Annotated in this window: 17 protein-coding genes and 2 pseudogenes; 10 read left to right on the top strand and 9 right to left on the bottom strand. The window is 71.3% G+C overall.

Annotation, left to right across the window (positions count from 1 at the left end; genetic code table 11):
* The first annotated feature begins 557 nt into the window (after positions 1-557).
* The 3 genes from ACIRA5_RS20055 to ACIRA5_RS20045 all read left to right on the top strand — a co-directional run bounded on the left by ACIRA5_RS20055 (position 558) and on the right by ACIRA5_RS20045 (position 3623).
* Positions 558-1838: an MFS transporter gene (locus tag ACIRA5_RS20055; protein ID WP_403692393.1), complete on the top strand. Its 1281-nt coding sequence runs from the start codon at positions 558-560 to the stop codon at positions 1836-1838.
* Positions 1839-1966: 128 nt separating this feature from the next.
* Positions 1967-3382: a cytochrome P450 gene (locus tag ACIRA5_RS20050; protein WP_403692391.1), complete on the top strand. Its 1416-nt coding sequence runs from the start codon at positions 1967-1969 to the stop codon at positions 3380-3382.
* 64 nt (positions 3383-3446) lie between these two features.
* Positions 3447-3623, top strand: a complete 177-nt coding sequence (locus ACIRA5_RS20045; RefSeq protein ID WP_403692390.1) for a hypothetical protein — start codon at positions 3447-3449, stop codon at positions 3621-3623.
* Positions 3624-3787: 164 nt separating this feature from the next.
* Here the strand turns inward: ACIRA5_RS20045 and ACIRA5_RS20040 are convergent, their stop codons facing one another.
* Positions 3788-4702 (bottom strand): endonuclease/exonuclease/phosphatase family protein, encoded by a 915-nt coding sequence (locus ACIRA5_RS20040; RefSeq protein WP_403692387.1) that lies wholly within the window; start codon positions 4700-4702, stop codon positions 3788-3790.
* A gap of 407 nt (positions 4703-5109) precedes the next feature.
* Between ACIRA5_RS20040 and ACIRA5_RS20035 the strand changes: the two genes are divergently transcribed.
* Entirely contained in the window at positions 5110-7380 is a 2271-nt protein-coding gene (locus ACIRA5_RS20035; RefSeq protein WP_403692384.1) for a M4 family metallopeptidase, read from the top strand.
* Between the two features lie 64 nt (positions 7381-7444).
* Here the strand turns inward: ACIRA5_RS20035 and ACIRA5_RS20030 are convergent, their stop codons facing one another.
* The gene (locus ACIRA5_RS20030) at positions 7445-8551 is read right to left on the bottom strand and encodes a PP2C family protein-serine/threonine phosphatase (protein WP_403692381.1); all 1107 of its coding nucleotides are present in this window, start codon (positions 8549-8551) and stop codon (positions 7445-7447) included.
* Between the two features lie 741 nt (positions 8552-9292).
* Between ACIRA5_RS20030 and ACIRA5_RS20025 the strand changes: the two genes are divergently transcribed.
* Together ACIRA5_RS20025 and fusA are read left to right on the top strand one after the other, a co-directional pair.
* Positions 9293-9955 (top strand): alpha/beta hydrolase, encoded by a 663-nt coding sequence (locus tag ACIRA5_RS20025; protein WP_403692378.1) that lies wholly within the window; start codon positions 9293-9295, stop codon positions 9953-9955.
* A gap of 397 nt (positions 9956-10352) precedes the next feature.
* Positions 10353-12470, top strand: coding sequence for an elongation factor G (gene fusA, locus ACIRA5_RS20020; RefSeq protein ID WP_403692376.1), 2118 nt, complete (start codon positions 10353-10355; stop codon positions 12468-12470).
* Positions 12471-12598: 128 nt separating this feature from the next.
* Here the strand turns inward: fusA and ACIRA5_RS20015 are convergent, their stop codons facing one another.
* Positions 12599-13480 carry an RNA polymerase sigma factor SigF gene (locus tag ACIRA5_RS20015; RefSeq protein ID WP_403692374.1) on the bottom strand — a complete coding sequence of 294 codons (882 nt, stop codon included), beginning with the start codon at positions 13478-13480 and terminating at the stop codon, positions 12599-12601.
* Between the two features lie 218 nt (positions 13481-13698).
* On the opposite strand from ACIRA5_RS20015, the gene ACIRA5_RS20010 reads away from it, so the two are divergent.
* From ACIRA5_RS20010 to ACIRA5_RS20000, 3 genes are all read left to right on the top strand, one after another.
* Positions 13699-14661, top strand: coding sequence for an anti-sigma factor RsbA family regulatory protein (locus ACIRA5_RS20010; protein ID WP_403692371.1), 963 nt, complete (start codon positions 13699-13701; stop codon positions 14659-14661).
* 397 nt (positions 14662-15058) lie between these two features.
* Complete coding sequence (locus ACIRA5_RS20005) at positions 15059-15235, top strand: hypothetical protein (protein ID WP_095856747.1); 177 nt, start codon at positions 15059-15061, stop codon at positions 15233-15235.
* 181 nt (positions 15236-15416) lie between these two features.
* Positions 15417-16622 (top strand): cysteine desulfurase-like protein, encoded by a 1206-nt coding sequence (locus ACIRA5_RS20000; protein ID WP_403692369.1) that lies wholly within the window; start codon positions 15417-15419, stop codon positions 16620-16622.
* A gap of 13 nt (positions 16623-16635) precedes the next feature.
* On the opposite strand, the gene ACIRA5_RS19995 is transcribed toward ACIRA5_RS20000, so the two are convergent.
* The 3 genes and pseudogenes from ACIRA5_RS19995 to ACIRA5_RS19985 form a co-directional block, all read right to left on the bottom strand.
* Positions 16636-18912: an FUSC family protein gene (locus ACIRA5_RS19995; protein ID WP_403692367.1), complete on the bottom strand. Its 2277-nt coding sequence runs from the start codon at positions 18910-18912 to the stop codon at positions 16636-16638.
* A gap of 98 nt (positions 18913-19010) precedes the next feature.
* Positions 19011-19400: pseudogene (locus ACIRA5_RS19990) on the bottom strand (hypothetical protein); the annotation flags it as partial.
* A pseudogene (locus tag ACIRA5_RS19985) lies at positions 19388-19803 on the bottom strand (hypothetical protein); the annotation flags it as partial. The pseudogenes ACIRA5_RS19990 and ACIRA5_RS19985, both read right to left, overlap by 13 nt.
* A 397-nt stretch (positions 19804-20200) precedes the next feature.
* On the opposite strand from ACIRA5_RS19985, the gene ACIRA5_RS19980 reads away from it, so the two are divergent.
* Positions 20201-21094 (top strand): DMT family transporter, encoded by an 894-nt coding sequence (locus ACIRA5_RS19980; RefSeq protein WP_403692365.1) that lies wholly within the window; start codon positions 20201-20203, stop codon positions 21092-21094.
* A 28-nt stretch (positions 21095-21122) separates the two neighbouring features.
* On the opposite strand, the gene ACIRA5_RS19975 is transcribed toward ACIRA5_RS19980, so the two are convergent.
* The 3 genes from ACIRA5_RS19975 to meaB all read right to left on the bottom strand — a co-directional run bounded on the left by ACIRA5_RS19975 (position 21123) and on the right by meaB (position 23595).
* On the bottom strand, positions 21123-21656 hold the full coding sequence (locus ACIRA5_RS19975) for a GNAT family N-acetyltransferase (RefSeq protein WP_403692363.1): 534 nt from the start codon (positions 21654-21656) through the stop codon (positions 21123-21125).
* An 80-nt stretch (positions 21657-21736) separates the two neighbouring features.
* Entirely contained in the window at positions 21737-22465 is a 729-nt protein-coding gene (locus tag ACIRA5_RS19970) for an FAD binding domain-containing protein (RefSeq protein WP_403692360.1), read from the bottom strand.
* 143 nt (positions 22466-22608) lie between these two features.
* On the bottom strand, positions 22609-23595 hold the full coding sequence (meaB, locus tag ACIRA5_RS19965) for a methylmalonyl Co-A mutase-associated GTPase MeaB (RefSeq protein ID WP_403692358.1): 987 nt from the start codon (positions 23593-23595) through the stop codon (positions 22609-22611).

Genomic DNA, 23595 nt, shown 5'->3' with positions numbered 1-23595 from the left:
CCCGGCTCCCACAGCCCGACGCGTCCGCTCCGCGCACCGCCCCGTGCGACGGTCCGGCGGGATCCGGCGCACCTCTTGCACGGCCCGGCTGTTGCTGATGTCATATTCAGCCGCAGGTCGGTGACTTTGGCTGATTACGCTTTCGGGTGATCCGAAAGTTTCGGCTACCTTGTGGCTGCACAGATGTTGATGCCTAAACAAGGCCTGCGTCGATGCCCTCCCCCGGTCTCGGTCGTGTCGATTCATCCCGCATGCCCGTTTCCCGACTCGCCCTCGTTCCGAGCGGAGTTCGTGTGACCCGACATCGCGCCATGGCATGGACGAGCAGTCCTCTCTCCGCCGGTCCTGGTGGAGCGGTCTCCGCCGGTCCCGGTGCCGAGGCGGCCCGCACCACCCCGTAGGTGCCGCCGGTGTCGAACGGACCGCTGCCGGGGCGTCACGCCGTGGACGGCGGGTGGCTCTCCGGCTCGATGAATGTCGTGCACCTGCCCGCCTGAGGGTCCTTCGAGCCCGCCGGGCGTTCCCCATCACAGCTGAGTGAAAGCCCCCCATACTCTGTGACCATTCAACTGTACGAGGGCCGACCGGCCGGTCGGCATGCCGCCGTACCTCCCGGCAGCCTGCTCCGCCGGGTCTACGCACCGCGGGCCTTCGACGCACTCGCCTTCTCCATGTCGACGTACGCCATGCCGCTCCTGGTGCTGGCCACGACCGAATCCGCCTCGCTGACCGGGCTGGCCTTCGCGCTGGAATGGATACCGCGGGTGGCGGCCTTCGGCCTCGCCGGTGACCTGGTCGACCGGTGCGGAGCCGCCATCGTGTTCTTCCTCGCCTCCTTGGCGCGCGGGGTCCTCGTGGCCGGCGGGAGCGTCGCGCTGACGATGCTGGAACGGGGCACGGCGCAGACACTCGTCGTGATGGCGCTGGCCGCGGCGACGGGCACCCTGACGCAGTTCAGCTTCATCGCCAACGAAGCCGTGGGCGCGATCGTGAGCCGCCGTGCGGACACCCAGGCACACAAGGTTCAGGCCGTCCTGATCGGCATCGACCAGACGGCGACGCTCACCGGACCCGCGCTCGGCGGCGTCCTGCTGCTGGCGGGGCCGACCCACATGCTCGCCGTGCTGAGCGTGCTGTCGTGCCTGGCGGCGGCCCTCGCCCTGCAGACCCCGCCGACCCCCCTTCGCGGCTCCCAGCCCGGCGCCACCCAGCGGGGAGCGGGCCTCAAGACGGGCTGGCGGACGCTGCGTTCGCTGCCCGCGCTCGGCTGGCTGGTGGGCGGTCTGACCGTCTCCAACCTCGCGCTCGGGCTGCTCCAGTCCGCCAGCCCGATCATCGTCGTCGAGCGTTTCGGACTGTCCCCCGCGGCCGTCGGCACCCTCTGGTCGGCAGCCGCGGCCTCCACGCTCCTGACGGTCACCGTCTGCCGCTTCGCGCTCAACCGGCTGGGCCTGTGGGGAGTCGGCGTGGTGTGCTCCACCGTCGCGTCCACGGCCTGTCTCGCCCTGGCCCACGCGCCGACGTACACCGCGTACGTCGTCCTCATGGCGCTGTTCATGGCGGGCGACGGCGGCCTGACCGTCGTCCTGCGCACGCTGCGCTCCCTGCTCATCCCGGCCGCGGTCTTCGGCAGCACCCTCTCCCTGACCATCCTGCTCCTGCTGCTGCCCTTCCCGCTCGCGGGCATCGTGGTCGCCCTCACCTCGACGTGGGCCCTCGACTACGTCATCGCGGTGTGCGCCGCGCTGCAGGCCGTCGCCCTCGGTCTCGCCTTCCTGCGCCTGCGCACCGACCCGGTCCTGCGCACTCCGGGCAAACCAGCGCAGGTCACAGCCTGAACCAACGGGCGCCCCGCGGCGGCCTGTTCATGCGGCCTGGGGTAGGGTCTGGCACCGGTTCGTAGCCGCTGAAGGGCTACGAACCGGTGGCGGGGAGCGTCGAAGGGCTGCGAACGGTGGAATCCCACATGGGGGACGGCGGATCCATGGACGTGGACGACACGCGGTTGGAGGCGATGACCGCGCAGCCGTTGCTGACCCGGGACTACGAGACGCGCCCCGCGCTCGTCTACGAGCGGCTCAGACAGCGGCACGGACCGGTCGCGCCGGTCGATCTACTGGGCGTACCGGCGTGGTTGGTGCTGGGGTACCGCGAGTCGCTTCAAGTCCTCCAGGACGACGACGCGTGGCCCAAGGGGCTGGAGAACTGGCGGGCCCGGTCGGAGGGCAGGGTTCCCGCCGACTGGCCGCTGGCACCCTCCCTGGAGGTGAACCACGTGCTGATCCAGGGCGGTCCCGGCTACCAGCCGCTGCGGACGGCGTGGGACGCGGCGCTCAAGCCCTTCCAGGATCCGCGCCATCCGCAGACCAAGCGTCTGAAAGCGGCCGTCACCGCCCATGCCGACGAGCTGATCACCCTGTTGGGACAGGGCGGCGGCACCGGTGTGGCCGACCTGTCGGCGCAGTTCGCGCGTCCGCTGCCGCTGATGGTGGCAAGCCATCTGCTCGGCTTCCCCGGCTCACAGGGCGACGACGCGCTGATGGACATGTGGCGGGTGCTCGACGCGGGGCCGGACGCGGAACCCGCCCTGGAACGCCTGCTGGAGACCCTGGTGGAGCTGGCGGCGGCCAAGCGGTCGCGGCCGGGCGACGACTTCCCCTCCTACCTACTGGCAGCCCACCCCGACCTCTCCCTCGACGCGCTCGCCCGCGAGCTGTTCATGCTGCTCGGCATGACGTCCGACCACGTCGGCATCCTGATCTCGAACACCGTGGTCGAGGTCATCGCGGGGGAGGGCAGCGCACGGGCGAGTCTGTCCGCAGGGATGGTCAGGGAGACCATGAACCGGGTCGTCATGCGCAAACCGCCCCTGGTGAACTTCGTACCGAGGTTCGCGGCCAAGGACACTCCGCTCGGCAACTACACGATCCGCGAAGGCGATCCGGTCTGGGTGTCCTCCGCCGCCGCGCACGCCGATCCCGTCTTCGCCGAGCACGCGGTCGCCAACACGACGATCAGCAGCCGGGCGCACCTCGCGTGGGGCGCGGGCCGACGCCAGTGCCCGGCACGCGAGCTGGCGTCGACGGTCGCGGCGGCAGGGGTGAGCCGCTTGTTCGAGCGCTTCTCCCACCTGGAACTCGCGCTCCCGGTGGACCAACTGCCCTGGCGCTCCTCCCCGTTCATGCGCGGCCTGCGATCGCTGCCCGTGCGCTACGAACTCGCCTCGCCGGTCGCCCCGTTGGCGCCGGAAGGACAGGAGCGCGCGACAGGCGCGGAGTCCGACACCCCCGACGTGTCCGGGACAGCGGCGACGGACCAGGCCGTCCAGCGCCGCTCGTCGCTCTGGCGCTACCTGACGGGCCTGATCCGGACGGGCCGTTGAGCCGCCGCCCTCCCGCACCGCAATCGACGCACCAGGCGCTCACCGTGCCATGGGGGACGCGAGCGTGGCACGACTGGTCGGCGGGACCGCGCGGCCGGCTCGTCTCGACGCTGTGATCAGCGGCCTGAGGCAGGCCGGGTTCACCGTGCTGCGCGGCAGAGCCACGGCGTACGAGCAGCACATCCCGTTCCAGGCGTTCACCGACGCCTTCGCCGGCGCCGCCCAGGGACGCAGGGACTGAGCAACCAGGCCATCGCGGCGCGGCTGCACCTCAGCCGCCGTACGGTCGCGACGCGTCCGTCTGCGTCCGCCGTCTGCCGCAAGAGCGGGACAAACCGTCCCGCTCGGCCCTGGCCGGCCTCATGACACGCGCCGCCCTCGGCACGGCGGGCTGAACGGGCGGGGTCACAGGGACAGTTCCAGCACGAGCGGGCGATGGTCCGAGATCCCCGTCGCGGGCGTGCGCACTCCGCGCGCCGCTGTCACGCCGACGCCGTTCGCGAGCACATGGTCGAACTGCACGACCGGGCGGTGCGCGGGATAGGTCGGGGTGCGGGCCAGGTCGAACCAGCCGCGGGGAGACGATGGGGTGCGGGTCTTCCCGGGAGCGTTCAGTACGACCCTGGGCAGGGCGCCGATCAGGTTGAAATCGCCCAGCAGCACATGAGGTGGGGGCAGGTCGGCGATCCAGTCGCGGACGGCGAGCAGCTGTGCGACGTTCCAGCCCGGTACGAACGACAGGTGCACCGCCACCGCCGTGAACGGACCGCCCGGTCCCTCCAGTACGGCGGCCAGCGCGGCGCGCGGCTGGTCCCTGACCACCGTGAGCCCGGGCCGCCCGGGCATCTTCAAGGGCATACCGAGGGGCGCCGGGGCCAACCGCCGGGCCCGCCAGTCCCGTACCGGAAACCGGGACAGCAACGCGATCCCGTGCGACGGGACGTCCGTGGCCGAGCCGGCGTCCTCGGGACCGTACACCCGCAGCCCGGGCTCGGCCGGGTCGCGGATCCACCCCCGGTCCGCCGTGGAACGGGCGTGGAACGCGCTCGCGTAGCGCCAGTGCATCAGTCCCGCCGCCTCGGCGGCGACCGGCGCCTGGTCGACCCCGCCCGATCGCTCCTGGAGGCGGTCCAGTTCCTGCAAGGCCAGGACATCGGCCTCCAGGGACGGGACGGCTCGGGCGAGTGGTCCTTCTGCCGGGTTCGCGGCGGGGGAGAGGGGCCCTGCGTCCGGCAGCGGTCGGCCGTGCAGCACATTGAACGTCGCGAGCCGCACCGGTCGACGGCGCGAGCCCTGGTCCCGCTGATTCCACTGATTCATCGTCAGACCAGTGTCCCCGCATCGGTCCGGTCCGCGGAAACCGGCGTGAGCAGCTTTTCGTACCCGGGAACCCATGTCACCCTCGCCACCCACGTCACCTGGACCGTCCGGCACCGGCCGAAAAGCGCCCTGGGCCGGGGCGAACATCCAGCAATCCATAGCCAATTTCAGCCGTTGCTTTGTCATCTCCATGACAAAGCTGTGTGAGCGATGCCAGTCTGCTCTTGAACGTTCACCGTTCCTTCACACCCCCCACCTGTCGCGCGCCGCCGAGTTCCGACACACCCCCTCGTGGGTCACCTCGTGCAGCGCCCTTCCCTGCTCAGCGCGTTGCCAGCCGGCCACACCCTGCCGGCCCGCTCTCTCGGCCTCGACCACGGGCCGATCGTCGCCAGAAGGAGAAGCCCTTGCTCCCGCCCCACCGCACCTCGCACCGACGCAGATACACCGCGGCGTTGGCGCTCACCGCCGCCGGCACCCTGCTCGCCGCCGGTTTCCACACCGGCGTCGCGTCCGCGGCCCCCCGTGACCGCGGCCACGCGAAGATCGTCGCCACCCCCCGGGCCGCCGCGGCCCCGGCGAAGCTGTCTCCCGCCGCGCACGCCGCGCTGCTCAAGAGCGCCACCGCCGCGGTCGGCGACACCGCGAAGATCCTCGACCTCGGCTCCAAGGAGAAGCTGATCGTCAAGGACGTCTCGAAGGACGCCGACGGCACCACGCACACCCGCTACGAGCGCACCTACGCCGGACTGCCGGTCCTCGGCGGCGACCTCGTCGTACACGTCAGGAACGGTCTGTCCACCGTGTCCGAGGCGAGCAAGGCCGACCTCAAGGTGGCGACCACCACCGCCCGCGTCACGTCCGCCACCGCCGCCCACAAGGCGCTTGCGGTCGCGAAGAAGGCCGACGCCACGCGTCCCGCGGTCGACGGCGCTCCCCGGCTCGTCGTCTGGGCCGCCGGAGCGGAGCCGGTGCTTGCCTGGGAGTCGGTGGTCGGCGGCACCCAGGACGACGGCACGCCGAGCGAGCTCCATGTCATCACCGACGCCACCTCGGGCAAGGCCCTGTTCGACTTCCAGGCGGTGCGTACGGGCACGGGCACGGGCCAGTACAGCGGATCGGTTCCGCTCAGCACCACGCCGTCCGGCTCCACCTACCAGCTGGTGGACGGCGACCGCGCGGGTCACCGCACCTACGACCTGAACCAGGGCACCTCGGGCACCGGCACCCTCTTCACGGATGACAACGATGTCTGGGGGGATGGCACCCAGAGCGACCGGCAGACGGCCGGCGTGGACGTCGCCTTCGGCGCCGCGGCCACCTGGGACTACTACAAGGACGTCTTCGGCCGCAACGGCATCCGCAACGACGGCGTGGCCGCCTACAGCCGGGCGCACTACGGCAACGGCTACGTCAACGCCTTCTGGTCCGACACCTGCTTCTGCATGACGTACGGGGACGGCGCGAGCAACGCGCACCCGCTGACCGCCCTGGACGTCGCCGCGCACGAGATGAGCCACGGCGTGACCGCCGCCACCGCGGGCCTCACCTACTCGGGTGAGTCCGGTGGCCTCAACGAGGCGACCTCGGACATCTTCGCCGCCGCGGTGGAGTTCCACGCCAACCTGGCCGCCGACGTCCCCGACTACCTGGTCGGCGAGAAGATCGACATCAACGGCAACGGCACCCCGCTGCGCTACATGGACAAGCCCTCCAAGGACGGGACGTCCCGCGACAACTGGGACTCCTCACTGGGCGGCCTCGACGTCCACTACTCCTCCGGACCGGCCAACCACTTCTTCTACCTGCTCTCCGAGGGCAGCGGCGCCAAGACCGTCAACGGGGTCTCCTACGACAGCCCGACCTACGACGGTGTACCCGTGACCGGCATCGGCATCGAGAACGCCCAGCGGATCTGGTACCGGGCCCTGACCACCTACATGACCTCCAGCACCAACTACGCCGGAGCCCGCACCGCGACCCTCCAGGCCGCCGCCGACCTGTTCGGCGCGTACAGCGACACCTACCTCGCCGTCGCCGCCGCCTGGGCCGGGATCCATGTCGGCGACCGGATCGCGTTGGGTGTCAACGTGGCGCCGATCGACGACCAGACCAGTGGCGTCGGCCAGCAGGTCTCCCTCCAGACCAGCGCCTACACCACCAATTCCGGCGCGGGCCTGACGTATGCGGCCACCGGCCTGCCGGACGGCCTGACGATCAGCGACACCGGCCTGATCTCGGGAGTTCCCACCACCACCGGGACCAGCCCCGTGACCGTCACGGTCACCGACAGCACGGGAGCGTCCGTCTCGGTGAGCTTCACCTGGCGGGTGGCGAACATCTACGCCAACAGCACGCGGGTGGACATCCCCGACGCCGGAGCCGCGGTCGAGTCACCCATCACCGTCACCGGCCGGACCGGCAACGCCTCGGCCACCACCCAGGTCTACGTCAAGATCATCCACACCTACCGCGGTGACCTGACGGTCTCCCTGGTGGGCCCCGACGGCACCGTCTACTCGCTCCTGAACCACAGCGGCGGCAGCGCCGACAACGTCGACCAGACCTTCACGGTCGACGCCTCCGCGCAACCCGTCAACGGCACCTGGAAGCTGAGGGTCCAGGACACCGCCTCGATCGACGTCGGCTACATCCAGCAGTGGCAGCTCACCCCCTGACCTGTCCGCCCGCCGACCTCGCCCGTCCGGCCCGCCCCGCGCGGTCCGGGCGGGCGAACCGTCCTCACCCGCGCTCGCCCTGGGCGTCGGGTGTGAGGACCAGCATCGTGACGTCGTCACGCACGGCGATACAGAACCGTAGGAGGTCCTCCCAGAGGCGGTCGGTGAGGTCGGCCGGCCTCTCCCGGGCCAACGGGGTCAGGCGCTCGGCCAGGGGATAGAAGGCGCCCGTCGCGTCCCGGCTCTCGGACACTCCGTCGGAGCCGAGGAACAGCCGGTCGCCGCGCTCCAGCCGGACGGTGCAGATCTGCGGCGGAGAGACGTCGAAGAACCCGAGACCGAGGGGGGCTCCTGGTTCGAGAACGAGCTCGACGGCCTTGCCGTCGCGCAGCAGAAACGGATGCGGGTGTCCGCAGGACGTCAGACGCACCGCGTCCGCGTCGGCCGAGAACTCCAGCAACACGGCGGTCGCGAACAGTTCGGCGTGCGCGGTCTGGGCCGAGTCCACGACGAGCCGTCGATCGAGGCGGGCCGCGGCCGACTTCAGGTCGCCCTCGTCGAGCACGGTCTCCCGGAACGCCCCGAGGAGGGAGGCGACGGTCGAGACGGCCGACAGCCCGTGCCCCTGTACATCGCCCATCACCGCCCGCACACCGTACGGGCCGGCGCGCACGTCGAAGAAGTCGCCGCCCACCAAGGTCTCGCGCTGGGCCGCCCGGTAGAACGCCGAGCACTGCACCGGGCCCACGCGTTCGGGAAGCGGCGGCAGTACGGCGAGCTGGGCGGCCTCGGCGACGGTGCGCACCGTGACCAGGTGGGCGTCGCGCCGACTGCGCACCAGGGAGATGACGACGCTCAGGATCGCGACGAACGTGATGGTCAGCAGGTCGGTGTTGCCCGGATGGTTGAGCTGGAGCGGCGGTACGAACAGGAACACGATGATGACGGCGCCGAAGAAGGCCGTCGCCACCGGTCCGTAGGAGAGCACGGCCAGCGACGGGATGGCGCCCAGCAGGAAGCCGATGTCCAAGGGGTACCGACTCAGCAGCTCGGCGGCGCAGACCGTCACCAGCAGGGCCGGCGGCAGCACCCGCACCCAACGCGGTGGTGGTGCTCCGCGCAGCCAGCCTTGGTACTCCCGGCCCCGACGCCGGTGGTCGGCCGTGCCCATAGCACTCCTCCCTACCCCACCACGCTCCTCCATCCGGCGGTCGTGCGCATCACGGTGGGCCGGGCGCGCCGCCGGACGCCGAGGATTTCCGTGTTCCGCGCGGGGAATTCCCGCTGGTGGGTTCCGCGCGGGGAATTCCCGCTGGTGGTTGAAAATCGCCATTCTCTGAGAATTCCCTTCGGAAGGAAGTGTGTCGGCGTCTTCGCACCACCCGTGGGCGGCCAGGTGTGTGAGGGGTCGGTCGGGGAGGCGGGGCGCTCGGAGGACCAGGAGCCGATCAGGGTGGGCAGCGAGGGGCCGCGGGGCGGGTCCTCTCGGCGTCCGCCGTGACCAACGGTTTCCTGGTGCATGAAGGACCCGGGGACGCGCCGGGGAAGGGCGCTGTCGCCGGCGGTGGGCGGATCCGGGGCAATCCCGCGCGGCGGGATCGATCGTGGGTGCGGTGCTGAGCCTCTCGACGGCCGGGCCGCGGGGTATCTCCCTCGGTGTGCTCGGCGGTGGCTCCGGTCTCCATCTGGAACCCGCCGCGGCCGGCATCACCGAAGCCGTCCGGGCCAAGCAGCGCACTCTCGCCGATGGCGCCCGCCCGCGCGGAGCCCGGCGACGGACGACCCGTGGGCGATGGGACACTTCTCCCACAGGCGGAGTCGGAACACGGGAAGAGCTGTGATGCGCGGCCGAACGCGGACAAGGACCTCTGGGGCACCGGCGCGTGGACCGGGCGGGGCCGACACCGCCCTGGTGCCGGTCCGTCACTCGGACGCGGCGCGTGCGGCCGTGCTCGTCCTGCACGGGGGCCGGGCCGACAGCCTGGCCCCCTCACGATCCTGGAACGTGGCGGCGCTGCGGATGAGGCCCGTGGTCCGAGCCGTCGCCGCGGCCGTGCCGGACGACGAGGTCTTCCTCGGGCAGGTGCGCTACCGCCTCCAGGGCTGGAACGGTTCGCGGGCCGACCCCGTCGGTGACGTCCAGCGGGCACTCGCGGAGCTCGCCCGCCTCGTCGGTGAGGTGCCGGTGATTCTCGTGGGTCATTCGATGGGCGGCCGGGCGGCTCTGCGCGTCGCTGCGGCGACACAGGTAGGGGGAGTGGTGGCGCTGGCGCCCTGGTGTCCGGAGGGCGAACCGGTGGCCCACCTCCAGGACAAGAAGGTGATCGCGCTCCACGGTGACCGCGACCGCGTCACCGATCCGTCGGAGTCGATCGCGCTCGTCCGCCGGGCCAGGGCCGCCGGCTCCCGCGCGGGTGTGCTGCTGGTCAAGGGCGGTGACCACGCCATGCTCCGACGGTACGGAACCTGGCACGGTGCCACGGGGGCGGCCGTCGCCGAACTGCTGCAGCCCGCGGAGCCGCCGGGTGGACTGCTCGCCCGGGCGCTTTCGGAGTCCGACTCCGGCCTCCTCTGACCGGACCTGCCCAAAATGCGGTGCGCCGACCGCTGCGCGCTCCCTACACTCACCCCACAACGCGCGCTCACCGCTCCTGCGGAACATCACGGCGCGCGTCCTGACGAGTGAGGGGAGCCGGGCCGTGCGTCACCGCACCGCTGTCGTCGTTCCCCCTTCGCGCTACGAGGTGATCCTCGTGTCTCCGGGTCCCCGGTGCCGGCTGCGCGGCCGACACCGGTGGTCCGTGACGAACATCTGACCTCTCTCCGCCCGTCACCGGGCAGATCGGCTGCGTACGTCCCGAGGGGGATGTGCCGTGGCCGGAGGTCCCCGCACGGCCCGTGGCACGACCGCGGGCCGCTTCGTCCGGGACATCGCGCCGCCCCATCCGGATCATTCCGAAAGGCCATGGGCCGTGCGTACCGACCTGCACCGTCACCTCGACACCCCGCTCGCCGCCGTCCGCAACCTGGGCATCCTTGCCCACGTCGACGCCGGGAAGACCACCCTCACCGAGCGGATCCTGTACCTCACCGGGACCACCCACAAGCGGGGTGAGGTCCATGACGGCACCACCGTCACCGACTTCGACCCCCAGGAACGCGATCGTGGCATCACCATCTTCGCCGCGGCCGTGAGCTGTGCCTGGGACGCGCACCGGATCAACCTGATCGACACCCCGGGCCACGTCGACTTCTCCGACGAGGTGGCGCGCTCCCTGCGCGTGCTCGACGGCGCCGTGGCGGTCTTCGACGCCGTCGCGGGAGTCGAGCCGCAGAGCGAGGCGGTGTGGCGTCAGGCGGACCGGTACGGCGTGCCGAGGATCGCCTTCGTCAACAAGCTCGACCGCGCCGGTGCCGACCTCGACACCGCGGTCGAGTCGATCAGGGAGCGGCTGCATCCGTCCCCACTGGTCGTCCAGTTGCCGATCGGATCGGAGGCCGGGTTCACCGGTGTGGTGGATCTGCCGCGCATGCGGTCCCTGGTCTGGCCCGAAGGCCGCGACACGGTCGAGGAAGGCCCGGTGCCCGAGGCACTGAGGGACGCCGCACAAGGCCGCCGCCGACAGCTGGAGGAAGCGGTGGCGCAACTCCATCCGGGCGCGCTCGAGGAGTTCTGCGCGGAAGGGACGCTCTCGGCGCGGACCCTGACCGCCGCGCTGCGCGACCTGACCCGTTCCGGCGACGGCGTGGTGGTGCTGTGCGGCTCGGCCTACCGCAATCGCGGGATCGAGCCACTGCTCGATGCCGTGGTGGCCTACCTGCCGTCGCCGCGCGACGTGCCCGCGGTACGCGGCACCCGGGACGGTGGGGAACAGGAGCGGTTCGCCGACCCGGCGGCACCGTTCGCGGCACTGGTGTTCAAGGTGAACGGGACCGCCACGGGGCGGCTGACGTATCTGCGTGTCTATTCGGGCACGATCGGGAAGGGAGAGGCGGTGTGGGACTCGGGCACCGAGCGCACCGAGCGCATCGGCCGGATCCTGCGGGTCCAGGCCGACCGTCACGCCCCACTGGAGCGGGCCGTGGCGGGCGACATCGTCGCGGTGGTCGGGCTGAAGTCGGCCCGCGCCGGGTCGACCCTGTGCGCTCCCGGGGCTCCGTTGGTTCTCGAACCGCCGACCGTCGCCGATCCGGTCGTCTCGGTGGCCGTCGAGGCCGTCGGCAGCGCTGAAGCGGAGCAGCTGGTGTCCGCGTTGACGCGGCTGGTCGAGGAGGATCCCTCGCTGGTCGTGCGCACCGACCCCGAGACCGGCCAGCTGGTCCTGTCGGGCATGGGCGAACTGCATCTGGAGGTGGCGGTGGAGAAGATCCGGCTCGCCCACGGTCTGGACGTCCGGGTCGGCCGGCCGAGGGTGGCCTACCGGGAGACGGTCGTCCGGGGAGTGTCGGGGCTGGTCCACCGGCACGTCAAACAGGACGGCGGCGCCGGTGAGTTCGCCCATGTCGTGCTCGACGTGGAGCCGATGGAGGACGTCACAGGCGACGGCGACGACGGCGGCGACGGCGGTGGGGGCGCGACGCGCTTCGAGTTCCGCTCGACCGTCGTAGGCGGACGGGTGCCGCAGGAGTACGTCCGGGCGCTGGAGGCCGGGTGCCGTGACGCGCTGGCCGACGGGCCGCTCGGCGGGCACCCGGTCACCGGGGTGCGTGTCGTCCTCACCGATGGAGCGACCCATCCGAAGGACTCTTCGGAGCGGGCGTTCCGGACGGCCGGCCGGTTCGCGCTGCGGGAGGCACTGCGCGCCTGCGCGATGGTTCTCCTGGAACCGGTGGCGGACGTCACGGTCACCGTGCCGGACGAGGCAGTGGGCGGGGTCCTCGGTGACCTGGCGGCGCGACGTGGGCAGGTCTCGGGCTCCGTCGCGCGGGCGGGCGTCGTGGTGATCACCGCGACCGTGCCGCTGGTCGAGCTGTTCGGCTATGCGACCCGGCTGCGCAGCCGGACCCGGGGCCGGGGAGTCTTCACCGCCCGGCCCGCCGGGTACGCCCCGGCACCGAGCACGGCGTCGACCGGTACTCCGGCCCGGTGACGCACAGGACGGTCCCGCCCGAAGCCGGGCGGGACCGTCCCGCGGCGCCCCGGTCGCACGCTGTCCCGGTCGCACGCTGTCCCGGTCGCACGCTGCCCGGGGCGGGCGCGTGGGACGACCGCGGCGCGTCAGGCGACGGCGGGATCGAGCAGCCCGGTGCGAAGACGCTTGATGATGCGGGTGATCAGACGCGAGACGTGCATCTGCGAGATGCCGAGTTCCTCGCCGATCTCGGCCTGGGTGCGCTCCTCGACGAAACGCATGTGGATGATCCGGCGCTGACGTTCGTCCAGTTCGGCGATCAGCGGGGCCAGGGACTGGAAGTCGTCGACGAGTTCGAGCGAGGGATCGTCCTCGCCGATGAAGTCCGCGAGAACGGTGTCCCCGTCCGCGCCGTCGTCGGCCGTGAGCGCGGCGTCGAGGGACGAGGAGTTGTAGCCGTTGGAGGCCTTGCGCGCCTCGATGACCTCCTCCTCGGAGAGGGACATCAGCGCGGCCAGCTCACGCGTGGTCGGGGTGCGGCCGAGGCGGGTGCGCAGTTCTTCCGTCGCCTTGGCGAGTTCGATCCGCGCCTCCTGAAGACGGCGGGGAACGTGGACGGCCCAGCTGGTGTCGCGGAAGAAACGCTTGATCTCGCCGACGATGTACGGAACGGCGAAGGAGGTGAACTCGACCTCGCGGGTCAGCTCGAAACGGTCGATCGCCTTGATGAGCCCGATCGTGCCGACCTGGACGATGTCCTCCATCTCGTCCTGGTTGCGGCTGCGGAAGCGGGCCGCCGCGTACCGCACGAGGGAGAGGTTCATCTCTATGAGCGTGTTGCGCGCGTACTGGTGGTCGTGCGTGCCTTCCTCCAGCACGGCCAGCCGGTCGAAGAACTGACGCGACAACGCGCGCGCGTCCTTCGGGCTGATCTTCAGCGGCTCGTCGATCAGGGGGAGTACCTCCTCCTGTGCCGTCCCTGCCTGCTGTGCCGTGTTGGTTGCCTTCGCTGCCGTCACGGCTGCCATGCGGTCCACCCCTGTTCGTTCGAAGGAATTGAAGACAGAGCCCGTCTGCCCCGTCTCAAGCCAGTCATGCCACCCAGGCTTCGAAACCCGCGGAACGCCTCGTTTCCGCGGCCCGCCGGACGTGGCGTCAGTACTCCTCCTCGACGAAGCCCTCTGCCGGATGCACGCCGACGGCAACCGCCGCCGCCTACAGTGGGATCCGAGGTGAGCCAGTGGGCATGGAGCAGGGAGAAGACGGAGCGCGGTCGCCCCTCGTCCGAGACCGGGCGGAGCCGTTCGCGCACCCCGCGCTCCTGTACTGCTCCGAGCAGGAGTACGCGGAAGGCACGCTGCCTTTCGTGTCCGAGGGCCTCGCCATCGGCCTGCCCGTGGCGGTGGCGGCACCTCCGTCCCGATTGTCGCTGCTCAAGGCGGAACTCGGACCGGTCGCCCACGAGGTCCGCTGGATCGACATGACACAGGCCGGCCGGAACCCCGGCCGGATCATCCCCGCCGTCCTGCGATCCTTCGTCGACGCCCACCCCGGACGCCCTGTGCGCATCATCGGGGAGCCGGTCTGGTACGGCCGTACGCCGCTCGAGTACCCGGCCTGTGTCCAGCACGAAGCCCTCATCAACACGGCGTTCCACGGGCGCGACGCGACCATCCTCTGCCCGTACGACGCCCGAACCCTCTCCGACGACGTGATCGCCGACGCACACGCCACGCACCCCGTGGTGATCAGCGACGGGCGGCCGGGCGTCAGTCACGCCTACGATCCCGAACACGTCCTCGCGCGCTACAACGAGACCCTGCCGTATCCGCCGGGAGCGGCCACGGTCCGCTTCGCCGCCGGACTGCTGCCCGCCGCACGCGACTTCGCGCTGCGCGAGGCACGGGAGCGGGGGATGGCTCCGCCCCGGCTGCAGGATCTGAACCTCGTCGTCGCGGAGTTGACGACCAACAGCGTGGTGCACGGAGGCGGTTCGGGGACGCTGCGGATCTGGGCCGAGAGCGAGCAGATCGTCTGCGAGGTGCGTGACGAGGGACACCTGACCGACCCCCTGGCCGGCCGCCGCCCGGTGCGCCCGGACCAACTCGGCGGACGGGGCCTGCTCCTCGTTCACTTCCTGTCCGACCTGGTACGCGTCCACACGGCCGCGTCGGGAACGACAGTACGTAGCTACCTCGCCCGGAGATGACCGCGATCGCTGCGCACGGTGGCCGGCCGTGCCCCTTGCTGCTCGCCGTACTCGCTCTACTCGCCGCGGTGCCGCCAGTACCAGGCCAGGACCGCGACGAGCCCGCAGAGATAGACCAGGGGCAGGACCAGACCCGGGACACGGGCCGCGTTCACGAACCGGCTCCGACGGGGGAACAGGCCGATACGGCCGGGGTGTGTGCCATTGCTGTCCGCTTTCGATGAGCTGAGGGCCGGTGGGGGCGTGTGCGGTGACAGCGGGAGACTGATCAGCACGCGCGGCCCGGGTGGTGGGCTCCATGATGACGGCAGGACCCGCGGTTCGGCCCCGCGCAGTCGTGTCGACAGGATTCCTGGGGGCACTCGGACTCCACCATCACTTCGGAAGAGGAGAGTTCATGCTCGGAATCGTTGCGGCGATCGTGCTGTTCATCGCGTTCTTGATCAATGCCGCGGACCTCTCGACGAACGACGTCTTCACGTCGACCAACGTCATGCTCATAGGGCTGGCCCTGCTCGCCCTGCATGTCTCCGGCGTCGGCGGCGGCTGGGCGACCCGCGGGCGTAGGCGCTGACACCTGGGGTGGACGATTCAGGATGGGGCGTGTGGGTCTTTCGAAAGTCCGGATCGACCGGGAGACCCTGGACCCCGTATACCCGGCCCGGGTCGGCAGCTACCACCGAAGCCTGCCGCCCCGACGACTCGCCTGATGTCATGGTCCCCGAGCGGACGACATCGCAGCCCAAGGAGCCCGAGTGACCTACGACGTCGGCGCGTTGCGCGCCCAGATCCCCGCCCTGCGGACCGGCATCGCGTATTTCGACGGTCCGGGCGGCACCCAGACGCCGGCGCCGGTCGGCGCGGCGATCGCCGAGGCGCTCACCCGCCCGCTGTCGAACCGGGGGAGTGTCACGGCGGGAGAGGCGAACGCGGAGGCTCTCGTCGGGGAGTTCCGGCAGACCATGGCCGACCTGTTGGGCGGGGAACCCTCGGGAGTCGTCTTCGGCCGCAGCGCCACCCAACTCACGTACGACTTCTCCCGGGCGCTGGCCAAGGACTGGGCCCCCGGCGACGAGATCGTGGTGAGCCGTCTCGACCACGACGCCAACATCCGCCCCTGGATCCAGGCCGCGGAGCGGACCGGCGCCCGGGTGCGATGGGCCGACTTCGATCCGGTCACCGGTGAACTCCCGCCCGCGGCCGTGGGTGAACTGCTCACCGAACGCACCCGGCTGGTCGCCGTCACCGCCGCCTCCAATCTGATCGGCACGCTCCCCGACGTCGCGGAGATCGCCCGTCTGGTCCACCGCACGGACGCACTGCTCTATGTCGACGGCGTGCACTACACGGCGCACACGTTCGTGGACCTCGCGCGGCTCGGCGCCGACTTCTTCGTCTGCTCGCCGTACAAGTTCCTCGGCCCGCACCACGGCGTGCTCGCCGCCGCTCCGGCCCTGCTGGAGACGCTGCGTCCCGACAAGCTGCTGCCCTCCTCCGACGCGGTCCCGGAGCGTTTCGAGCTCGGGACGCTGCCCTATGAGCTCCTCGTCGGCACCCGCGCCGCCGTCGACCTGCTCGCCGGTCTCGGGACCGGTCCGGCGGACGACCGGCGCACCCGGCTGCGGTCCGCGTTCGCGTCGGTCGAGCGGCACGAGCGAGCGCTGCGGGACCGGATGGAGAACGGCCTGGCCGCACTCGCGGGCGTCACGGTCCGCTCCCGGGCGGCCGACCGCACGCCCACCCTGCTCCTGACCTTCGACGACCGCGACACGGACGACGCCTACCGCTTCCTGGCGGCGCGGAGCGTGCACGCGCCCGCGGGAACCTTCTACGCGCTGGAGGCATCGCGCCACCTCGGCCTGGGCGACACCGGAGGTCTGCGCCTCGGACTGTCGCCGTACAACGACGAGGACGACGTGGAACGGCTGCTGGAGGGCCTGGCGGCATTCCTGAAGGCGTGACCACCGGCACTTCCTAGGCGGCGGGCCCCCGGGACGCCATGTTCGCGGGGGTCGACACCGGAACTTTGAGAGGGCGGGCGAGGCCGATCACGCCTTCGTCCAGGCGCTGCAGATGACGCAGGACCCGGTCGGTCACGCGGTCGTGCCGGGGAAGGCCCGGCCGGTCCGTCTCCAGCATGGACGCGAGGCTGGGGCCGGTCTCGGCCACGCCTTCGGTGTCGTCGTCCTCGACGCGTGCGACCAGGACGTCGATGTTGTGCGCGATGCGCCGGCCCGCCCCCTTGAGCCGGGGATCGGCCGCGACGGTCTTGCTGTAGGGCAACAGCTCGGCCGTCGCCGCCAGGGAACGCGCGTGGTACGCGCACGTCTCCAGGAGCGCCACGAGATAGCGCGCGGTCTGCCGGCGGGCCCGCAGCGGGGTGATCGGATGGGTCAACGGCTGCGTGGAGGACCGTAGATCGTCCAGAGCCGTGTCGAGATCCCGCGCCTTGTCCAGCAGCTCGATCGCCGGGCCGCCGCTCAGCTGGTCGACCGCCGCACCGGTGACCTCCCCGAGCCGCTTCAGAACCGTGGCGAGCAGCTCGTCGGTGCGGCGGTCCGTGTTCACCGGCAGCACCAGGGCGGCCGCGATGACACCGCAGGTGGCGCCGAGCGCCGTTTCCTCGATACGAAGGACGAGCACCCCGGTGCTGTAGGTGTTGAGCAGTGTGTACAGCAGGCCCAGCATCGCCGTGACGAAGAAGGACATCAGGGCGTACGACAGCGGCGCGGTGAAGAACATCGCGAAGATGAACAGCAGCACCAGGGCGAACGCGGTCCAGGTGTGGGAGCCGACCAGACTCGCCAGCAGGGCACCGGCGATGACGCCGAGGACGGTGCCGAGCAGCCGCCGGTACCCCTTGACCAGGATCTCTCCGGTGGACGCCGTGTTCAGGAAGACCACCCAGCAGGTCAGCACGGCCCAGTACCAGCGCTGACTGGAGAGGAACTCCCCACCGACGATGGCCAGGGCCGAACCCACCGACACCTGGACCGCGGTACGGGTCGTAGGACGCTTCCATCCTGTGGGGTCGTGAGCGTCCTCCTCGTCCTCCTCTTCCTTGGCGATGGCGATGTCCTCGGCGTCCAGCTCCTCACGGGAACGGGTCGTCGACGGTGTGTCGTCGGACTCGTCCTGGGGTCCGTCGAGGGCGAGTCGCAGTCCCAGGACGGAACGCCCCGTCTCCCCGATCCCGCGGAAGACGTCCTGGACGGCCGCCGAGGCGCGCGGCAGGTTCTCCTCGTCGCGGTAACCGAGCAGCCGGTTGCGCACATGGGCCACCCCGGTGCCGCGGTCCTCGGCGACCGGGCGCAGGACGAGCAGGCGCAGCGCTTCGAGATCACGGCGCAGGATGGCGGTGGTGCCGTCCTGCGCCCGGAGCCGGTCGCTCGCCGCGGGCACGGGCGCGTCCGGCAGATGCAGGGTGAGGGTGTCGGCGCGTTCCGCGCTGCGGGCGGTCAGGATGAGCACCCCGAGCCGCTCGGCGGCGATCTCGGCGTCGGCGATCCGCCGCTGCACGAGCGCGGCGGTGGCGCTGTCGCTGGTCCCCTCCGCCAGCCGTCCCTGGATCATCATCGCGCTCTCGTGGAGCCGGGCGGTGTGCCGCCTGACCTCCTCGAGAGCCTTCTCCGCCCGGTCAGGGCCGGCATCCAGCAACTCGATCTGGGCGGCAACCAGTTGCGCCAGACGGGCCCGGAAGGCCGCGCGCAACCGACGCAGCACACGCTCGGGCGTCTCCGGTACGACGACGAAACGCACCAGAGCGCTGCACACGAACGCGACGATCAGGGTCCCGCACAGTCCCGGCAGACCGGGGACGCCGGCCCTGACGAACAGCGACACGAAGTAGACCTGGAACCCGATGAGGCCCAGCGCCGTTCCGCGGTCACCGAAGCGGCGGCTGTACACGGCGGCGAAGATCAGCGCCAGGAAGAAGAGGTCACCCATGACCACGTGGGTGCTGAGCAGTGCCCCCAGCGACATCGCGGCGAGTGCCACGACCAGCCCGAGCGCGAGCGTGACCGCCTGTTGGCGCTGCTGCTTCTCCTTGATGGCGAAGGTCGCGGCCATGGCCGAGATGGAACCGGCAACCAGGTGAGTCTTACCGGCCCCGAGCAGCGCCAGTACGGCGAGCGTGAGCGCGATGGCCCCCACCGTCCGCAGCCCGGCCATGAGCCGCAGCAGCCCGGGGTCCGATGCCGCGAATCGGTCCCAGATCCTCGTCCGGCCCGGCCGTGTCGCTGTCCTCACGCTGGTGTTCTGCCTCGCTCTCCGCCATGATCAGCGGTTCCAGCATGGCACGTGTCGATGCCCGCGCGTCCTTCCCGGCGTCCGCGGCGCCCCCAGGCTCAGTCGGCCTCGCTCAGCGCGGGCGTCAACTGCGCCCAGGGACGGGGAGGTTCTCCCGTCACGGGACCGTAGACCGCCGCGCCGCGTTCGCGCGCGGTGCGCACGGCGAGCGGTACGAGCGCCTCGGGCACACCGCAGACGAGATGGCAGAACCGGTCGGGCGGGTGCCGGGCGGTCCACGCCGGTCTGCTGAACGCTGACACCTAGGTCGTCCAGTGCCCCTCGACGGTCACCGTCAGGTCGGCGACGCGCGCGTACCCCGGCGCCGGGTGCACACCGGGACGGAGCACGACGGTCGTGGCGCCCAGCCGGCGTACCGCCCGCACCAGCCTTCGGCAGGCGGGCAGTTCGGCCGGGTCCGACGTCACCCGGTCCAGGCGGCGACCGTCGACAGACAGGCGCAACTCTCGCCCACCGTAGGGGAGTTGTCCTCGAACGGCACGGTGCCGTCCAGATATCCGAAGGGCCCCGCCGGCGCCGCTCTCTCGGCGGAGCCCGCCGGGAACGGGTTGTCGTTGGGCAGGGCGACGGCCTGGAACTCGGCGCGCGGACGGCCGTCCACCGTGTCCGCCAGGAAGTCGGCGTCGACCACGGACCTCCCGGACTGCTGGAGGTCGACTCGGTGTACGGCGTGCCCGCGGCGTCCAGTTCGGCGGCGACGGCATCGGTCGACGGGCCGCCGTCGCTCACGACCAGTACCCGCAGATCGATCCGGGGCGCGGTGTCATCGGCGTGGGCCGTGCCGGCCGGCAGTCCGAGAGAGGCCGGAAGTGCATGTCTCGTGAAGGCGATGTAACCGGACCATCACGCTGCGCGATCGCCCGCATCCGCCCATGACGCCGAAGGTGCGGGGCGGGCGGTCCGGGCGGCCTTTCGCCACCGTACGGTTCCACCGGGTGACGGAGGGCTATTGGCCAGTACCGTCCGGGCCGGGACCGGCGGAACGTTCCTGCCGCTCGTGAGGCGGAGACGTTCTCGGCCAACCCGTGATTTCCGGCCGCGGGGCCGACCGCGTCGAGCGTAGGGCGGCCGGGGCCTTGTCCGTGGTCCGGGCACCGGCACCTGGGTGTGCCAAGGGGCGGACTCCGTGGTGCCGCGGGAGCATGGGGGTGACGCGTGCTCCTCGGCCGGTGCCCGTGGGAGAGGAGCGGGAGAGGAGCGGGAGAGGGAGAGGAGGAGGGGCAAGCCGGTGGCGTTGGTGTTCTCGGTCGTCTTCGCGGTGCTGGCCGCGGTCAGCAACGCGACCGCCACTGTCCTCCAGCGCCGCGCGGCACAGGACGTGCCGTTGTCCGAGGGCTTCCACGCCAGGCTGTTCGTCGAGCTGCTGCACCGGCCGGTGTGGCTGGGCGGGATGGCCGCGGTCATGGCGGCGGCATGCTTCCAGGCGCTGGCGCTGGTCAACGGAGCGCTGTCCGTCGTACAGCCGATCTTCGTCCTGGAACTGCCGTTCGCGCTGCTCATCGGCGGTCTGGTGCTGAGACGTCGGGTGACCCGGCGCGGGTGGATCGCCGTGGCGTGCATCGCCGTCGGGCTGGGTACCGTGCTGGCCGCGGCCGCTCCCTCGGTCGGGACCGACCGGCCCAGCACCGGCGGGTGGATCCTGGCGATCGTGTGCTGCGTCGGCGTCATCGTGGCTGCCGTCGGTGTCGCGCTGAGGTGCCCGGCCGGACGCGCACGCGCGGCCTGTTTCGGCGCCGCGGCGGCCATCGGCTACGCACTCACCGCGGCCCTGATCAAGGACGCGACGCACGCCTGGGAGACGGGCGGCGTCACCGGGTTCTTCCTCGCCTGGCAGACCTACGCCTTCGCCGCCACCGGAGTCTGCGCGCTGTTCCTCCTGCAGAACGCCGTCCAGTCCGGCCCCCTCGTCGCGTCCCAGCCCGCCCTCACCCTCGGTGACGCCCTGGTCAGCCTCGTCCTGGGCGTCACCCTGTACGCGGAGCGGGTGCGCACCGGTTGGTGGCTGATCCCCGAGACCGTCGGGGCCGCCCTGATCCTGTACGGAGCGATCCTGCTGGCGCGGATCCCGCTCACCCAGGTGCTCGTCGCGCCACCGGCCGCGCCGGACCGTACCAGGGCGTGAACCGCGGGAATCGACGGCTCGGCGGGGTTCAGGCCTGGAACTCGGTGAGATCGATGGCGTGAACGCGCAGCGGATAGCCGTACACCGGGTGTGTCGTCACACGCTCCGGCGTCATGCCGAGCTTGCGGATGACGTTCTCGGAGGCGTCGTCTCCCGCTCGGGTGATGCTGATGACGCGGTCGAGGCCACGGTCCTGGAGTGCGAACTCCAACGTGGCCTGGGCGGCCTCGGAGGCGTATCCCTGACCCCAGAACGGTGAGCCGAGCCGCCAGCTGATGGCGACGGCGGGCAGTACCTCCGGCAGGAACTCGGGCACGGACAGGCCCACGAAGCCGGCCAGTTCGCCGGAGGCCAGCAGTTCGACGGCGAAGAGGCCGAATCCCTCCTCGTCCCATTCCTCTTCCCACTGTTCGATGGCCTCCGCCGTGTGCTCCAGGTCGCGAACGGAGCCGTCGTCGATCCAGTGCATGACGCGGGGGTCGGCATTGATGTCCGCCATCGGCACGAGGTCGTCGTCGGACCAGCGGCGGAGGAGGAGGCGGGGCGTGTGGATCTCGGTCATGGCGCCCATCCTGCCCGACGGGCGACCTCGGGCCGACGGCGGCAGCGCCAAGACCGTGCCGGCGGTGTCCGGGAGGGCCCTCAACGACCGGTGGGACGGGACAAGAGGCCGGTGACCAGCTCGTGGACCGCTGCCCAGGCTGTGGCGTGCAGTGCGCCGACGCCCGTGCGACGCAGGTCGTCGAGGACCTGTGCGTAGTCGGAGCCGGCGTCGTACTCGGTGCTCTCGGTGAGTACGTCGTACCCGTCGCGGACGGCGACGCGCAGGCGCGTGCCTCCGGTGTCGGCCGTGTGCAGAGCGGCGGCGACGACGAGCGGCGGCGGACCGCCCGCTTCGCCGGGCAGCTTGCGGTACGCGCTGGTGATCGGATCGCGCCAGCGGAGGCCGAGCAGCAGGTGGCCCTTGGCCAGGACTTCGGTCAGGTCGGTCTCGTAGACGCTGTCCGGATCCAGGACCACCGCGCGCGCTTCCAGCACGAGAGCGGCGGGCAGCAGACAGCGCAGGGTGCTCCCGACGATGTTGCCGCCGACGGTGGCCGTGCGGCGCACGGCTCCGGTCCCCACGGTGGCGGCCGCCCGGTGCAGTGCTTCGGGCACGCGGTCGTCGATCCGGTTCAGAATCACGGCGCCGCCCAGGGTCTCGCGGCCGATCGTGTTGGCTTCCGGCAGATCGCGCAGCGACATGGCCTGCTCGGGGAAGCCGTCCCGCTGCCAGGTGGCCCATATCAGGGTCGCCCCGCCTATGGGCACCGCCCCCTCGGCCATGCACTCCTGTGCTTCGGAAACGGACGTGGGCAGACGCAAGAGCACGGCAGCCGACCTGCTTTCTGGAAAATGAGCGGCTGAGTACGCACCACCTCAGCCATATGACCGTCGACACGGCGCATTTTCCCCCGGCACACAGGGGCGCGTACAGGGCTCACTGCATCACCCGGTGCGCCGTCGCCCACGGTTCAGCCGCGCTCGCCGCCGAACACCCCCAGGATGCGCTCGGCGGCCAGCGTGGCCGTCAACTCCCCGTCCCGCACTTGCTGTTCGAGGCCGGGGGCGAGGGCGCGTACGGCCGCGTCGGCGTGCAGGCGGCCGAGGAGTTCGTCGCGGACCATCGTCCACGTCCAGTCCACCTGCTGGTCGCGGCGCTTGGCGGCGAGGCGGCCGGTGGATTCGAGGAGCGTGCGGTGCTGTTCGAGGCGCTCCCAGACCGTGTCCAGACCGGTCGACTCACGGGCACTGCAACTCAGGACCGGCGGGGTCCAGGCGGCGTCGGCGGGATGCATCAGCCGCAGCGCGCCGGCCAGCTCCCGTGCCGCCGCGCGGGCGTCCCGCTCGTGCGGTCCGTCCGCCTTGTTGACCGCGATGACGTCCGCCAGTTCCAGGACGCCCTTCTTGATGCCCTGCAACTGGTCCCCGGTGCGGGCCAGGGTCAGGAGCAGGAAGGAGTCGACCATGTTCGCGACGGCGGTCTCGGACTGGCCGACGCCGACCGTCTCCACCAGGACCACGTCGTAGCCCGCCGCCTCCATCACCACGATCGACTCACGGGTCGCCTTCGCCACCCCGCCGAGCGTGCCGGCGGTGGGGGAGGGGCGCACGAACGCCGCCGGGTCGACGGCCAGACGCTCCATCCGCGTCTTGTCGCCCAGGATCGAACCGCCGGTCCGGCTGGAGGACGGGTCGACGGCGAGCACCGCGACCCGGTACCCGAGCGAGGTGAGCAGCGTGCCGAACGCGTCGATGAACGTCGACTTGCCCACACCGGGTACGCCGCTGATGCCGATCCTCCGCGCCTTCCCGCTGTGCGGCAGCAGCTCGGTCAGCAACTCCTGTGCCAGGACGCGGTGTTGGGGCCTCGTCGACTCCACGAGCGTGATGGCGCGTGCCACCAGCGCCCGCTTTCCGTCGAGTACGCCCTTCACATAGGTGCCGAGGTCGATCGCCAT

It is taken from the genome of Streptomyces sp. NPDC096311 (genome assembly GCF_044763085.1).
Classification (GTDB): domain Bacteria; phylum Actinomycetota; class Actinomycetes; order Streptomycetales; family Streptomycetaceae; genus Streptomyces.
The sequence above is the reverse complement of the archived record's forward strand: the minus strand, read 5'-3'. Positions and strand labels throughout refer to the sequence as shown.

Excerpts from the sequence above, each read along its gene's own strand:
- ACIRA5_RS20030 (WP_403692381.1), bottom strand. The coding sequence starts at position 8,551 with ATGGGCACGGCCGACCACCGGCGTCGGGGCCGGGAGTACCAAGGCTGG.
- ACIRA5_RS20010 (WP_403692371.1), top strand. The coding sequence starts at position 13,699 with ATGGAGCAGGGAGAAGACGGAGCGCGGTCGCCCCTCGTCCGAGACCGG.
- ACIRA5_RS20005 (WP_095856747.1), top strand. The coding sequence starts at position 15,059 with ATGCTCGGAATCGTTGCGGCGATCGTGCTGTTCATCGCGTTCTTGATC.
- ACIRA5_RS20050 (WP_403692391.1), top strand. The coding sequence starts at position 1,967 with ATGGGGGACGGCGGATCCATGGACGTGGACGACACGCGGTTGGAGGCG.
- ACIRA5_RS20040 (WP_403692387.1), bottom strand. The coding sequence starts at position 4,702 with ATGAATCAGTGGAATCAGCGGGACCAGGGCTCGCGCCGTCGACCGGTG.
- ACIRA5_RS20015 (WP_403692374.1), bottom strand. The coding sequence starts at position 13,480 with ATGGCAGCCGTGACGGCAGCGAAGGCAACCAACACGGCACAGCAGGCA.
- meaB (WP_403692358.1), bottom strand. The coding sequence starts at position 23,595 with ATGGCGATCGACCTCGGCACCTATGTGAAGGGCGTACTCGACGGAAAG.
- ACIRA5_RS19975 (WP_403692363.1), bottom strand. The coding sequence starts at position 21,656 with ATGACCGAGATCCACACGCCCCGCCTCCTCCTCCGCCGCTGGTCCGAC.